Raw genomic sequence first — 15,341 nt, forward strand, 5'->3', positions numbered from 1 at the left:
AGATTCGACACCTTTATCAAAACGGGTAACTCTCATCTTTTCAAGATGATGTGTCAGATCTAGTCTGAACTAATACAAATAAAATGTGGACAACGCTTTGCGTTGACACACAATTTATTTTCGCTTGCACCCGTAGTCACTCCCCAAAATCACAAGTCCTTTCTCTTTTTAAAAGATTAACCAAAAAGCTGTTGCGGTGGTGAGCATTGCTTGCTCGTTCAGTGATCACTTTGAAATCAGCAGTGCTGCCGACAATGTGGACCTCGCTTTCAGCCCTGGTTATTGCGGTATAAAGCCATGCTCGGTCAACGATCTTACCTTTTTGCAGTGCAATGATGACTCGGGGGAATTGAGAACCTTGTGCTTTGTGCAGGGTTATTGCATAACCCAACCACATACAATCTAAAATCGTTTGTGTGATTTCAACTTTATCACCAGTATCCAGTGTCACTTCACCGTAACTTTCATCTGATGATTCAACGCTTGTTAATGTGCCAAGGGAACCGTTCTGAATGCCTTTGTCGTAGTGGTTTTGCGTAAACAAGATGGTGTCGTTCAATCGCAAGTTCATGAAAAGCTGTTCTTCATTCATCTTGAACTGAAGCATTGCACCATTTGGATTTACAATAGTTTGAATGAGCTTATTGATTTCTGTAACCAATGCCTTGGTTGGAGCCATGACCCGACTGTTTTCCGACGACTGTTCGTAGAGACTGCAACAAACTTGTGCAATATCTTTTTTAGCTGTTTCATGAAAATAGACAGCGCCGGTTGTCATCTGCTCTGGTACTACGCCTTGGTTAATGAGCTTGGAATACTCAGGTATTCCTGTAGAACCTTCCTGCCGTTTCACAATATCGAGCTTAGTGTTGGCAATAACTTTTGAAAGCACGATGTCAGCAAGCACTTTGCCGCAACCAATCGGCGGCAGTTGATCAGGGTCGCCTGTAAAGATAATTCGAACTGTCGGATGAATATGTGTAACCAGTCGATACATGGTTGGCAAATCAACCATTGAGGCTTCATCGATAACTAGTAAATGTTTTCGTTCGCTTGAACCAACTAGTTCATCTCTAAGCAATTTTGCAATGGTTGATGTGGTAAATCCGATGGACTCATGTAAGCGCATAGCAGCTCGACCACTCAATGCAACCGCATGAATTTCAAATCCTAGCTTGGCATAAGCTCGTAATGCCGTTCTCAGAACCGTTGTTTTCCCTGTTCCAGCGCCGCCCGTAATACAACTCACAGCATTATCCAGGCAGGTTGTGACAGCCTCTGCTTGTTTCTGTGTAAGCTCGTATGGCAACTCGCTGATAGTGGCACAATAGGCCGAATTTGCATGTTCATTGTAGAGATTGTTTTGTATCGCAAGTGCATTAAGTCGTTTGGCAACGACACTTTCCATCAGCAACTGCGCGGTCGGGTGGTATGTGCCAGCTTCTGGATTCAGTATATATTGCGCCTTGTTAAATCCCGCCTTAAATGCTTGCGCAACTAATTCTTTATCTTTCAGTAGATTAGTTAAGTGTGGTTGCAATGTGGCGCGAGTTGAATAGGTATGTCCTTTGTCAACTTCTTTACGAATTGATATTTCCAATGCCGCACTTAAACGACTATCGTCGTTCAGCGCGAAATTATTCCATATGAGGCTTTCTTTCACGATGTTATCAACATCCTGAAAAGACATATCAAAACCGACGAGCACGTAGGGATTTTGCTTAATTGCATTGATTGATTGTTCGCTATGGTGCTTTAACAAACGTTGCTGAACACTTGCGGGAATTTTTAGCTCGGACATCCAATTGCAATAAGCCAGATTCTTGTATTTACTATATCCTTCGAATAAAGCATTGATAGAATTCTCGCTCAAAACGCCTCTCAAACGTTCTCTGGATGCGGAAGTGTCGTGACTTATAGTTGCATGAAACTCTTTACCAAGCAGTTCCCAAAGTGCTCTTGCTTTGCTTTCTCCGATGCCTCTAAAATCTTTCTCATTAGCAATAAATTGGATCAGTTGTTCTCCCGTTTCCGGCAAGCTGCATTCGATATGAGATGGCGATTCGTAAGTGTGCTGTTGCATCACGTAATCACCGATATTTTTATCTTCAACTTGTCTAGTGCCTTTCACTGACCAATGCTGACCAATGGCAGGTAGGACAGGGATATTTTCTGGATTTGCTTTTATTGTGACGTAGTATTTACCACTATTTGTCTTGTATGAGTTTTGTTGAAGTGGAATACCAGTAAATATAACAACATTAGATGAAGCAAAAGGGATACTTGTTACGCGAAACTGATCTTCGTAAATGTCACGGATAGTCTTCATCTTGGCATAAACCCTATCTCTGAAAGGGTTTCAGACAGTTCACCGAAACGTGTTAGCGTGTTTTCCAGCTCCTTTACTTTCGCTTTCAACTCAATGTTTTCGGCTTCGAGTCGGCTTAAACGTTTTGATTCGAGCGCTCTGTTATGTGCCGTATTATCGTAAAGTTTGGGGCCAGCAAGGGTTCTGGGGGCTGTGTCAGTCAGGGGTGGCAATACGCCTTTTTCTCTGAGCGAATCTTCAAGCAATCGTAATGCATTGCGTAAAGCAGGATTTTGGAGCAGCGCTGATTTACCACAGCCCACTGCTTTAGCGATCTCGGTGCGGTTAAGCTGTCCTTTAAGCGTAATTTGCTTAAAGTCGTCATTGGATTGCGTAGCTTGCCACTGCATGAATGCATCAATGTTTTGTTGTGCTCGTTGCTGCCCACTTGCCATATTCTCTATCCTTTTTGCGATGCTTACTTCGTGTTACTTTCAACGTCTCGTAAGGTCTTTTGAAACACATCCATGACACTTGGGTTGGTTTTGCTAATGCTGGATAACTTTTGAATGAAAGCTTGAAGTTTGCCAATCTCTGAGTGTGCTACTGCAAGCTGTGCTTCGAGTTGGATCACCTTCTCCGCTAATTCCACGTCTTTTTGTAAATAAGAAATCAGTTCCTTATTATCAGGCGAAACAGGCTTACCCCTTAAAACTTGCTTTTTTTGCTTGTATTCGTGCTTGATATTGGCGTACTTGTCGAGCGTTTGTCTCGTGGTGGCAATACCTAAACTGGATTCAATTTTTGTGACTAACAAGTCCCAGGTTAATTTACCTTCCCAGCTTCGAATGAGGGCTTGTATGGAAATTTGCTGTTCAGTTTCGAGTGATTTAAGTGCCATATCACCTCCCTAGAGTGAACCTAGAAAGCCTAAAAAATTATTCGTGGCTTCATCTTGGCTTTTAGCGTTTTTTGCCTCAAGCGCGGCTTGAATGGCTTGCTCGGCATCAGGTAGCGCCAACTTGTGCTCTGCCACGGTTTTTGTCTCTAAATTGGTGATTCTTATGCTGTTTGAACGAGTGAGTAAACGCACCATACTGCCTTTTTCGATGGTGTCATCGGATAGCACTTCAATGAGGTGCTTTAGCATGCACGTGTTGCGATAATGGGTTCTGTACCACATCTGCATGCTTTGACTGGTGACAAAGTTGATGGCTGTCTGAACCTTTTCCAAGTTATGCGTCTGTACCTTTAAATCCTTCATAAGCAAGGCAATTGCCTCACTATCATGGGCGATATGGCAAGACGCTGAGCACAGCGCACATTGTGTTTCAAACTCTGACATGTAAGTGCAAGGTGATAGGGCGAGGTTCTGAGTGCAAAACCCTGTTTCATGGACAAAAGTCGGCGTTTCATTGTCGATAGCCTCATTGTATTGGTTCATGGTTCTAATACGAAGGCTTACCTTCTCTTGAACGTCCCTTTCTTGCTCATTAGAGTAAGAGATATCCCCAATCACCGAGGCGTTCTCGGCGTCGGTGGTATGAATATACGTCAGGGTTTGCTCTGCGCTTTTTCGACCTGACAGCAAGGTGATGAGGTGATGAGGTAGCCCTTTTTTCGCAAGGTAATCATTTTGCCAGTGGCGCAGTTGGTGCGGCTTGAGCACAAAATCGCTGGCAAAGCCGTGTCGCTCAAAAATAGTCAGCCTGTTTTTACTGGCTTTAATTAAATCGTCAGCAAAGATCCCACTGAGCGAGCTAATCGGCACCAAAAGAAAAGGGTGTGTTACCTTGCCGCCCATTTGCTTTTCTGTGTACATAAACAAGGCGTGCTCAACATCGACAGACTTCGTTTGCTGAATATTGTAGCCGCTCAGTTGAGCTTGATTTATCTCGATGGTGTGATTTTGAAAGGCGGCCACGGTAAGCGCTTGTTGATCTGCGGTATAATTTTGGTATTGAAGTTGTCTCATGGTTTCACATCCTGTCAGCGCCCGAGCGTAAGGGCAGTGAGACTTAAACACCAGTGTGTCGAACGGTTCAAGCTGGGCGATGGGTTTGATGAACTTTGGATTATGCGAATTATAGGTTTTGTCGATTGCCCCTTTTGTGTCAGGTGAAACTCGCACACATTTGTCACTGCCGTCAAAAAAGCCCAGCAGCAAGCCAAGATGCAAAATGTGGGTGGGTTTGTTCATGGATGGCTTAAGTAGGGCGATGTTCTCATCGCTCGGTTTAAAGTCACTCAGCACTTCTTTCAGTGGGCGATTTGGCTGTCGATAGAATCGCGCGAGCGCTCTGGCAGGTTCTGTCGCTAGGATGGTGTAGTGTAAAGCTCGGTCGACACTCTCAACCATTTCGGCATTGATGTGATTTTGATTGTCCTTGTACCCCTTTGAGCCCCGCCAGTAGAGATAATGCACCGTTTGTTCTTGTCCATCGACAACCTCTGTATGGCGCTGTATGCGTTGTGTAGTCAGAAGCACTTGCTCTGCACCGATGCGATTAGGTGACGCCATGCCCAGCGCTGCCATGGTGCAAATAAAGCTGTCTCGCTGAACTTGCGTCGAAGCGATAAGCGGTTGCCAAGCATCAATATCATTTTTGTCATCATCTAGATAGGGGGGGATGACATCATGAAAGATAGCGCCGAGTGCCAACAGCGCTTTTTCCGAAGGCAGTTTGCTTTTCTCCGCCTCCAGTGCGTTATCACCACTTTTACCTCGAAATGGCTTTTTGGGGGGGCTTACGTAGGGCTGGCAGCTTTTGGGCAACATTTTATGATGGTGTAGCCAGTTGATGAATCCCGTTAGGTGGACTGAGTATGTCAGCGAGTCTATGGCATGTTGGATCTTTTCAAGGGAGGCAGAGGCGACATTCTCATCTAAGTGGCAAAGGAAACGTCTTGCAACTGTGATTTTATTTCGCTTGCGATTTATGCTTACGTTTTCCTTTAAAACATCAAGCGCATAGGCAAACAATAAATCGTGTGTTTCAGGCGCTAATCGATCATCTTCTGTGAAGCGTGTACCCATCTTTGGATTGTTTTTATTCAGATTACAAAAGAGAATATTGATGGTTTTACTGTCGCTGTCGGTGAATGTCACCGCCATGTCATCCCATGACGCAGGCTCCCCCTGAGAGTTAGTAAAGCCCATCAGCGGTTGCGCTTTCTTTTTGGCCACGTATGCACGTTGATTATCCATGTAGCGATTTATTGTTTTCATATCTGCGCACCTACTTTCAGGTTTTTTCGCTCTTCACACAGCGCAATCGTCACTCGGATATAGGTGATAATGGTTTGCAGCCGTTTGACCGTGGCGGGATGCGCTGATTGACTGTTAATCGCCAGTTTACGCTCGGCTTTATCCAAATACGGCTGATGATTGGCGGTTTCTAACGGTCGAAAGTTTTCGCAGGGGTAGCATCCCATCGGAGCGGCACCTTTTGACTGACAACTGGCGCAATTGGCGGGGTTCAGTTTGTGCCCCATCTCCTCATCAAAAGGGCTTTTAACCACAAAATCAGGGTGTTGCTGTAACTCTTTCGAAGAGATGCTATCAAAGCGCTGTATAACACTGTTCCCTGCAAAGGCTTGGTCAATTTTGACCCGTTCAGGTGCTTTTAAATCAAGATAAGATTGGATGGCATCAACGGTGACACCGGTAATGGCGGCAACTTGCGCGGGGCTTAATCCCATCCAAACCGCCAGGGTTAACTGGGTATGCCGCCAGCGATTATTTTTAAAGGCAAGGGGCTGATAGGCGATGCGGTCACTTTTAATGTCGAGTTTTGCATTGAAGAGGTAAGCAATATTATGTGTAAGACTAACAGAAGCGAGATGAAACGCTTGGGAGGTGTCGCTTACGGAGCGAAAGAGGCTCTCTTTCGTCTCAAATTTTGCTGAAAATAAACTTTGGTCTGGAAACAGTGGCAGTCGTTGCATTAGTGCTTTGGTGTCACTCTCAGATAGTGCGATGTTGCACTGGCTTAAGCAGGTACATAAATAGGTTTCATATGCTCGGTAATATTGGAGTAGCAATTCAGACAGGTCAGGGTCTAGGCGATGTGAGCGTGATTCGGCATTGCGTCTAAATCCCCCATCTTTTCCTTTAAAAGTTCGTAGGTGCAATTGCTCTACATCAGAAAAGTGATGCTGTGTCAGAGGTTGCCAATCACGGTTATGCTCCTTGTGCGAGGTAAACGCTTGACCCACTCGCAAGAGGTCACACCATTTGAGTTGAACTAATTGTGTCGGTCTTCTTATGATGGCGACCATCAACTGACAAGCCAGAATATTTCTGAGGCGGGTAAAAGGCTGTGTGGCGATGAACTCATTATCGAGCGCATGGAGCGTTTCGATTCGCAGGGCTTCTAGTAGGTTATCACGCTCGATTTCACTGTACGCGCCTGTTATTTCATCAAGGATGCTTTTTGAGCGATCCTTTGTGCCTAAATTATCGTTCTTAACGAGGTCATAGAGAGGCGTCAGGATAGAGCTACGGTACTCAGGGCTTTTCTGACAAAATGCGAATAGCACATCTCTTACTTTCTTTTTATAGTCCGTGAGCGTTAGCCACCACGCTTCAAACGTTGCTGGCTCTAAATACTGGCAAAGGGTTTTTAGGGTGCTGACATGAGTAATTAGAGATTGATAAGCATAAAGTTTAGCTGTGTGAGCGATAGCCAATCGCAAATCGAGAAAAATGTCACTGTCTAGCGTGTGCATCCAGTCAAGGTAAAGGGTTTTCTTGTAACCGAGCACCCATTCATCTGAAAAGAGATCGAACTCATAGCCCTCTGCTTTTGACTGAAAGGTGCTTGTTCCTGTATAACGATTTATTAACTCGTTGAATTCAATACTGTTCATTGGTCACCTTTCAGGTTGGGAACAGATTGGCTTTGGTTCTTGGATGAAATTTCCGCCACCGTCACGGCTAATTGGAACTCGTTGTAGACGGAGGCCATTTTTGAATCTTCCACCCAACCCATCGCATATTTACGAAGATCTTCAATTTTATCTGCTGAAAATCCTTTTTCTTTGGCTTTATCTTCAAAGAGTTCATTCCATTTATGACGAAGTAAATGGGGGTGCAGCGCTATCCCGATCGTCAGCCCAAAGGTCTTTATGACCTTGTGAATGGCATTGTAAGACATTGGCTTTCCGATGGTTTTCCCTTTTTCAGAGATAAAGACAAAATCATGCTCATGAGCGTTTGGGGTACTTTGGCGCACGGTGTCAATGTAGAGCTTAATGAGCTTCATCAAGTCACGAGAGATGGAAACCGAGAGTGCTTTTGTTTTATTCGCGGCGGGAAGCCGCCTTGTGTCCGTTGGGTCATTAGGTGTTCGGGTCAGTCGGAATCGAGGGTTGCCCCAATCATCCACTAAATCACTCACCTTCAATTTCAATACTGCACCTACACGAACGCCAGTATCAATCAATATTTGGGCGATGATTTGATTTCGAAGCTTGCTTGACTTGAATGGATTATTCGGCGAGCGCTCTTGAATAATTTCTAATAAATCAAAGAACTTATCCTCTGGGATCGCTTGTTCAAAGGGATCTTTAACAACTGTGTTGTCTTTTCTAGAGTCAGATATTACCGAGCTTATGTAGAGTTTAAATTTATTAAATTGAGCATCCGTACTGATTTGCTGCTCAGTGTCAGCTTTATCGTAGTGATGGCACACATATAGGAATTCAATGTAGGCTTTAAGGCGATTGAGGCGTTGATTAAACGTATGTGCTGACACTTCTGGATGACTGTTGGATGTCGCATGTATCGCATCTCTGATCCTTTTATCAGTCAGGCTTACTACCGTGCTGTCTTTGTTATCACCTTCTGTATCCACATAGAATTTACAAGCACGAATGTAGTCATCAATTTCCTCAATCGATAAAAATGAGCCACATGCTACACGCTCAACAAGGTCAATACCGTTCTCCATGAAGAAGCAATATAAAAACTTCAACTCATAGGCATATTTCTTTCGGGTGTAGAATGATGGTGACTGTTTTGAGATGCGTGATCTCGCATTGGAAAGTGGGGAGTTATGAGTGCCGTTTAGGTAAGCATTCAGGTACAAGCAGCATGGGAAGAAGCCGTTCCTAACCACGACTGGAAACGAAGCGCCTTTTATATCCTTATATATCCTAACCTGAACATTATCCCTTAAATTATTCATTACATAATTAAATGTCGCTTATACTTAAATACACTATGGTGGGTCTTTGGGGTTATGTAAAGATAAAAAAACAGACTCCCTAAGGAATCTGTTACACGAACTAAGTCTGATTCTTTACTTTTTTTTTGGTGGAGAGTACTCACACAAATCTTCAATAATGCAGCTGCCACATTTTGGTTTTCTGGCGATACAGGTATAACGGCCATGTAAGATTAACCAGTGATGAACATCCACTTTAAATTCAGCGGGCACTACTTTCAGTAGTTTTTCTTCGACTTCTTGCACATTCTTGCCCTGCGCAAATTTAGTGCGGTTACCCACTCTGAAAATATGGGTGTCTACGGCGATAGTGGGCCAACCAAAAGCCGTATTCAGTACCACGTTAGCTGTTTTTCTCCCTACTCCCGGTAAAGATTCCAAAGCCTCACGGTTTTCTGGCACTTGTCCATCAAAGTCATCCAGCAACTTTTGTGATAGTGCGACAACATTGATGGCTTTGTTGTTATAAAGACCAATTGTCTTAATGTAGTGTTTCAGCCCTTCAACTCCGAGTTCCGTTATTGCTCTGGGAGTGTTGGCTACCGGAAATAATTTAGCCGTCGCCTTGTTAACACTGACATCGGTTGCTTGAGCCGATAAGGTCACAGCGACTAATAGTTCAAAAGGGCTGCTATAGTGCAGTTCTGTTTTAGGATGGGGATTGCTGTCCTGCAGACGTTTCAGTATTTCAATTCGTTTGGCGTTATTCACTGTCCATCCTTTACAGAAACAAATGAGCTATTGGCATTAGTTAACCTTGGTCACGCGCACGCGCTGCACCGCGACTGTTTCTGTTATTTTCGGTTGGCGTGCAGCGAGCTTTCGATCGATCACATTTTTGAGTGCGATTAACAGGCCAACACCAAAAAATGCGCCTGGTGGCAGCATTGCTAACAAAAAGGAGGTGTTGACATGCCAAACTTCAATGCGCAAATTTGTAGCCCAAGCGCCGAGGAGTTGGTCGGCACCATCAAACAAGGTACCTTGACCTAAAATCTCGCGAATGGCACCCAATACCATCAGCACTAAGGTAAATCCGGAACCCATCATCAGACCGTCAAAGGCGGCTTTCAGTGGATTATTTCGAGAGGCAAACGCTTCAGCACGTCCAATGATCACACAGTTAGTGACAATCAACGGCAAAAAGATCCCGAGCGACAGATACAAGCCATAAGCATAGGCATTGATCAGTAACTGCACCGCAGTAACCAGTGCCGCAATGATCATCACAAACACCGGAATGCGGATTTCTTTGGGGACAAAGTCGCGGACCAGAGATACCAGGACATTGGAACCTACGAGCACTGCCATGGTGGCAACCCCAAGACCGATGGCGTTGGTGATGGTCGCCGTCACGGCGAGTAGGGGACACAACCCCAAAAGCTGTACCAACCCAGGATTGTTTTTCCAGAGCCCTTGCCAAGCAATCTCACGATACGAGGTCATTTGGTTACCTCACAATTTAATGGTTGACGGTATATTGCAGCCTTATTCGCTTCAAAATAACGTAAGGCGTTACGCAGAGCCTTGGTAAAGGCTCTTGGTGTGATAGTGGCACCAGTGAACTGATCAATATCACCACCATCTTTTTTAACGTGCCATTTTTTGTCGTTTTGACTGTTATAAACCATGCCCGCGAAACTCTTTACCCAGTTGGATTTATGGCTATCAATTTTGTCGCCAAGTCCTGGAGTTTCCTGCTGCGATAAAGTTTGGACACCCAACACAGTTCCGTCGTTGCGCACGCCAACTATCAGTTGAATTTCACCGTTGTAACCATCGGGGGCCACGGCTTCAATAGCCAGTCCAACGGGCTGACCATTTTTCATAGCGATGTAGGCGGGCAGCGGCCGTGTAGTCCCTAAACTTTCCGGTGCATGCAGCAGGGTGCAGGTCTGAGATAATTCGTTGTCATGCAATGTGTCAGGAATAATCTGATGCAGAATATTCATCAACTGTTGCTGTTGCTGCTCAACGATGGTTTCCTTGGTCATCAGGTTGACTGCTGCAACCAACGCGGTACAGATCAAGGCGAAAAGTCCAAGTAACAAGCCGTTTCTCAACATAGTGTTTTGCAAAATAATTGCTCCTTACTCCAACCACTATCCACGTTGGTGACCATAGGCCCGCGGCTTGATGTAAAAATCGATTAATGGGGCACTGATATTGGCCAATAGCACCGCAAATGCAAACGCGTCAGGGTAGCCACCATAACTGCGGATCAGGTAGACCAGTACGCCGATGATGGCACCAAAAAGCAACCTACCTTTGTTGCTGGTTGCCGCCGTTACCGGATCGGTGGCGATAAAAAATGCGCCGATCATCGTGGCACCGCTAAACAGGTGGATCAAAGGACTCACATGGGTTTGTGGGTCCCAAGCCCATGCAACGGTTGAGCAGACTAACAATGCACCTAAAATCCCGGCGCTGATATGCCAACGAATAAGCTTCAGCCGCAGCATTATCAATCCGCCAGCAAGATAGGCGAGATTGACCCAAAACCAACCTTTGCCGACGAAGCCATTAAAAATCAGTTTTTGCAGACTATCGCTGGCAGACAGGCCCATGTGTAGATCCGTTTTTATGGTATCCAGCGGCGTTGCCATACTGGTGCCATCAATCCCTAGACGGTAACTATCTGCGACATCTATCTGAGTAGCGCTGAAAATAATGTGTAGACTATCGAAAAATCCAGGTGAGTGCTGCGCGGCGGTTATCGGTGCAACCCAACTGGTCATCTGCACAGGGAAAGCAATCAACAACAGTACATACGCCGCCATCGCCGGGTTAAACAGATTTTGGCCGAGCCCACCATAAAGCTGCTTGACCATAATGATAGCGAAAGCTGTTCCGATCAGGACTAACCACCAGGGCGCTAGCGGTGGAATTGCCACACCAATTAGAAATGCCGTCAGCAGCGCACTATTATCGGAAATGGTGGCCAATACAGGCCGTTGGCGTAGCCGTAATACCAGCGATTCACTGAGTAACGCAATCAGCATCGCGAAGATCACCTGGATCAAGGTGCCCCATCCAAAGAATGCACATTGAACAATCAGTGCTGGCAGGGCACATAACAATACTCGTTGCATCACTGTGTTGGTTTGCAACTGACGAGTGAGATGTGGGGATGAGGCAATTTTAAATGCCATATCAGTTTTTCTCCTGCTCGTGAGCTCGCTCGCGGGCTTTTTGTTTGGCTTTCGCGACTGCTGCGGCTATGCGAGCCTTTTTGTCATCATTATCTGGCGTTGGCGTTGGCGTTGGCGTTGGCGTTGACGCTGGAGTTTCAGTCGTATCTGGCTCAATAACATTAGTCTCAGGCGCTAGCGCCTTTTTGGCCTTGGCTTTAGCAACGGCGGCAGCGATTCTGGCTTTTTTGTCGGCATCTGCGGTTGTAGTGTCACTTGCGATTGCGGCAGTCTCTGGCAGATTGCCCGCAGAACTTTTGTTGTTTACGTCTCCACCGTCGGCAGCCATTTTTTCGGGGGTTGCTGCTTCAGTATTTTCAACTGTAGTTGGCCGGTCCGTAGGATTTTCCGCGCTTGCAATCATTGCCGCTTTTTTGGCTTTGGCTCTGGCAACGGCGGCGGCAACCGCCGCCTTTTTACTATCAACGACTGTTGCAGTGGCATCATTACTGGCGCCATTGTGCTGATCTGTTTGCGCTTTTTTAGCTTTGGCTCTGGCAATCGCGGCAGCAACTGCCGCTTTTTTATTATCAACGACTGTTGCAGAGGCATCATTACTGGTGTCATTGCGCTGATCTGATTGCGCTTTTTTAGCTTTAGCTCGAGCGACAGCAGCGGCAACTGCGGCTTGCTTATCTGTTGTTGGCGCTGTATTCACTGTGTCAGCTAATGCGTCAGTCTCTTTCGCGGCTTGTTTTGCTTTTACGCGTGCCAACGCAGCAGCCACAGCACTTTTTTCATTACCGGACATGGTGGCCTGGCGCTTCTCTGCTGCCTGACGGGCCTTTGCTTCACGGTCTTGTTTTTCCTGCTCTAAACGTTGTGTACGCGCTTCAAAACGTAATTTGGCATGTTCTGCATGAAGTTTTTCATCGCGGGTTTTACGAATGGCCGCTTTAGCAACCCGATAGTATTCGACGAGTGGAATTTCAGACGGGCAGACATAGCTGCAACAACCACATTCAATACAATCTTGCAGATGGAATTTTTCCGCCTTGTCGTACTCAGTTGCTTTAGCATGCCAATAGAGCTGTTGTGGCAATAGTGAGGCCGGACACACTTGGGCGCATTCTCCGCAGCGGATACAGGAGCGCTCCATCGTGGCGCTGGATAATTCTGTGGCCAGTGGCAACAACAAGCAGTTGCTACCTTTTAATACCGGCACATCAATGGTTGGCAGGGTGTAACCCATCATGGGGCCACCCACGATGACTTGCTCTGCGTTGCTTGTGTTAAATCCGGTCTGTTCCAGAATGTGTCGCACTGGCGTACCAATAGCAACCCAGTAATTACCGGGTTTTTCGACATTGTTGCCGGTCACGGTGATGACCCTTTCTAATAGTGGTTTGCCTTCATACACGGCTTGTTGAATAGCAAATGCAGTACCGACATTCTGCACCACAATACCTAAATGTGCGGGAATGGCGCCGGACGGCACTTCACGGCCAGTGAGAATTTGGATCAGCTGCTTTTCGCCACCAGAGGGATATTTGGTGGGAATGACCTGCAATCGACAGCTACCTGCGAGCATCGAGGCCGCTAGCGCTTTTTTCATCGACAGTATTGCTTCAGGCTTATTGTCTTCAATCGCAATAATGATCTGCTTAGGTGTAATCAGCTGTTGCATCAAAGCCACACCTTTGAGAATGCCCCCTGCGTGCTCCCGCATTAAGCGGTCATCAGAAGTGATGTAAGGTTCGCATTCGACGCCGTTGATAATTAACTGCTCGATCTTACTGGCAGGGTTAAGCTTGATATGGCTCGGAAACATTGCACCGCCCATCCCCGCAATGCCAGCATCACGAATTCTCTGCAATATCTGATCATGCGTCAGTTGTGTGGCATCGGCGGCGATAAAGGGGACGGTGGTATTGAGTCCGTCCGCTTGCAGGACGCAGGTTAACACCGGTAAGCCAGAGGGATGATTGCTGGGGCGTGGTTCAATAGCCGTAATGGTGCCAGATGTGGGGGCATGTACTGCCAGATACATGGCCGAAATTCCGCGGGTGAGCGCCTGTCCACCCAGCACATGATCGCCAATATTGACGATGAGTGCGGCGGTTTCGCCTACTTGGGGCAGCGGCAGCAGATATTCCTGTGCTTGCGGTAGTCGCTCAATCGGCGAATTATTCGATAATTGCTTCATTTCTGGCGGATGAATGCCGCCTTTTAAAGGCCAGAGGATTGCTTGCTCAGGAGATGCAGATAGACTCAATGGAAAATCCTCTTACAGCGTCTTAACGGGAATGGCGTTGAGTTTCCAGTCCCAGCTACGCAGATCCTGTTTAACTGGGATCATTTCAATACAGTCGACCGGGCAGGGTTCAACACACAAATCGCACCCGGTACAGGCACTGGTCAGCACGGTATGCATTAATTTCCCAGCACCAATAATGGCATCGACAGGACATGCCTGTATGCATTTGGTACAACCGATACATTCCTCTTCGCGGATGTAGGCCACTTTTTTAATCTGAGTTTCAGCTGCGGCAGTTAATGGTTCAGGCTCAACCCCCATAAGATCTGCCAGCTTTTCCATCGTTGCGGTGCCACCAGGTGGACAGCGATTGATTTTCTCGCCATTAGCAATTGCTTCTGCATAAGGACGACAACCAGGGTAACCACACTGACCACATTGAGTCTGTGGCAGTAACGATTCAATCTGGTCGACGATGGGATCCCCTTCAACCTTGAATTTTTCGGCAGCAAATCCCAGCACTACGCCGAACACAAGTGCCAGCAGTGTTAATAGAACAACAGCTATTAGCATCAGAATTCCACTCTATTTAACTAAACCGGTGAAGCCCATAAAGGCCAAAGACATGAGTCCCGCAGTTATCATCGCTATGGCCCCCCCTTTAAAAGGTAACGGGACGTCTGCAGCGGCTAGACGCTCGCGCATCGCAGAGAACAGGATTAGCACCAGAGAGAAGCCTAAGGCTGCACCAAAGCCATATACGGCAGACTGCATGAAATTGTGCTGTTCATTGACGTTTAATAACGCTACCCCAAGCACGGCACAGTTAGTGGTAATCAACGGCAGGTAAATCCCTAACGCCCGGTACAATGAGGCGGAGGTTTTCTGCACCACCATTTCGGTAAACTGCACCACCACCGCAATGACCAGAATAAAGCTCATCGTGCGTAGATAACCCAGATCAAAAGGCAGCAACAGATACTGGTTCACCAGATAACTGAGAATGGAGGCAAGGGTCAGCACAAAAGTTGTTGCCATCGACATACCGATAGCAGACTCGAGCTTACTGGATACCCCCATGAATGGGCAAAGCCCCAGGAATTTTACCAGGACAAAGTTGTTGACCAGCACTGTGCCAATCAGCAACAGCAGATAATCACTCATCATATTCACAGTATTACAATTTCTTGGCAGTTATTATCGGTGTTTCGTCCGGTATTAACAACACATGAAATTTAGGGATTAATGCGAATGTGACAACACAGAGAGAGATAAGTTTGCATTTTAACTGCGAGCGTGATCACAGCTTAGGTTGATGCGAGTGTTTTGATATCATGATGGCTCCCCTGACTGGACTTGAACCAGTGACATACGGATTAACAGTCCGCCGTTCTACCGACTGAACTACAGGGGAA

At 46.3% G+C, this 15,341-nt stretch carries 13 protein-coding genes and 1 tRNA gene; all 14 read right to left on the reverse strand.

All coding sequences use genetic code 11. The annotated features are described in order from the left end of the window. Positions 1-136: 136 nt before the first annotated feature. The 14 genes from PY479_RS16785 to PY479_RS16850 all read right to left on the reverse strand — a co-directional run bounded on the left by PY479_RS16785 (position 137) and on the right by PY479_RS16850 (position 15,340). The gene (locus PY479_RS16785; protein ID WP_275484462.1) at positions 137-2,329 is read right to left on the reverse strand and encodes an AAA family ATPase; all 2,193 of its coding nucleotides are present in this window, start codon (positions 2,327-2,329) and stop codon (positions 137-139) included. Then, on the reverse strand, positions 2,326-2,763 hold the full coding sequence (locus PY479_RS16790; protein WP_275484463.1) for a VPA1267 family protein: 438 nt from the start codon (positions 2,761-2,763) through the stop codon (positions 2,326-2,328). The genes PY479_RS16785 and PY479_RS16790 overlap by 4 nt, the downstream gene beginning before the upstream one ends. Before the next feature lie 23 nt (positions 2,764-2,786). After that, on the reverse strand, positions 2,787-3,209 hold the full coding sequence (locus tag PY479_RS16795; RefSeq protein ID WP_275484464.1) for a hypothetical protein: 423 nt from the start codon (positions 3,207-3,209) through the stop codon (positions 2,787-2,789). A gap of 9 nt (positions 3,210-3,218) precedes the next feature. After that, entirely contained in the window at positions 3,219-5,537 is a 2,319-nt protein-coding gene (locus PY479_RS16800) for a hypothetical protein (protein ID WP_275484465.1), read from the reverse strand. Then, on the reverse strand, positions 5,534-7,180 hold the full coding sequence (locus PY479_RS16805; protein ID WP_275484466.1) for a hypothetical protein: 1,647 nt from the start codon (positions 7,178-7,180) through the stop codon (positions 5,534-5,536). The genes PY479_RS16800 and PY479_RS16805 overlap by 4 nt, the downstream gene beginning before the upstream one ends. Beyond that, entirely contained in the window at positions 7,177-8,262 is a 1,086-nt protein-coding gene (locus PY479_RS16810) for a site-specific integrase (RefSeq protein ID WP_275484467.1), read from the reverse strand. Before PY479_RS16810 ends, PY479_RS16805 begins: the two co-directional genes overlap by 4 nt. Before the next feature lie 351 nt (positions 8,263-8,613). Beyond that, the gene (gene nth / locus PY479_RS16815) at positions 8,614-9,249 is read right to left on the reverse strand and encodes an endonuclease III (protein WP_275484468.1); all 636 of its coding nucleotides are present in this window, start codon (positions 9,247-9,249) and stop codon (positions 8,614-8,616) included. 36 nt (positions 9,250-9,285) lie between these two features. Next, positions 9,286-9,984 carry an electron transport complex subunit E gene (locus PY479_RS16820; protein WP_212593566.1) on the reverse strand — a complete coding sequence of 233 codons (699 nt, stop codon included), beginning with the start codon at positions 9,982-9,984 and terminating at the stop codon, positions 9,286-9,288. Next, positions 9,981-10,616: an electron transport complex subunit RsxG gene (rsxG, locus tag PY479_RS16825; RefSeq protein ID WP_275484469.1), complete on the reverse strand. Its 636-nt coding sequence runs from the start codon at positions 10,614-10,616 to the stop codon at positions 9,981-9,983. Before rsxG ends, PY479_RS16820 begins: the two co-directional genes overlap by 4 nt. Before the next feature lie 24 nt (positions 10,617-10,640). Beyond that, positions 10,641-11,690, reverse strand: a complete 1,050-nt coding sequence (gene rsxD, locus PY479_RS16830; RefSeq protein WP_275484470.1) for an electron transport complex subunit RsxD — start codon at positions 11,688-11,690, stop codon at positions 10,641-10,643. Position 11,691: 1 nt separating this feature from the next. Beyond that, positions 11,692-13,944 carry an electron transport complex subunit RsxC gene (gene rsxC / locus PY479_RS16835; protein ID WP_275484471.1) on the reverse strand — a complete coding sequence of 751 codons (2,253 nt, stop codon included), beginning with the start codon at positions 13,942-13,944 and terminating at the stop codon, positions 11,692-11,694. 12 nt (positions 13,945-13,956) lie between these two features. Further along, positions 13,957-14,499 (reverse strand): electron transport complex subunit RsxB, encoded by a 543-nt coding sequence (gene rsxB, locus PY479_RS16840; protein ID WP_275484472.1) that lies wholly within the window; start codon positions 14,497-14,499, stop codon positions 13,957-13,959. Positions 14,500-14,511: 12 nt separating this feature from the next. Continuing rightward, positions 14,512-15,090, reverse strand: coding sequence for an electron transport complex subunit RsxA (gene rsxA, locus PY479_RS16845; protein WP_212596592.1), 579 nt, complete (start codon positions 15,088-15,090; stop codon positions 14,512-14,514). Positions 15,091-15,264: 174 nt separating this feature from the next. Continuing rightward, positions 15,265-15,340: transfer RNA gene (locus PY479_RS16850), tRNA-Asn, on the reverse strand. Between the last annotated feature and the right edge of the window lies 1 nt (position 15,341).

Source organism: Shewanella sp. A32 (assembly GCF_029167175.1).
Taxonomy (GTDB): domain Bacteria; phylum Pseudomonadota; class Gammaproteobacteria; order Enterobacterales; family Shewanellaceae; genus Shewanella; species Shewanella yunxiaonensis.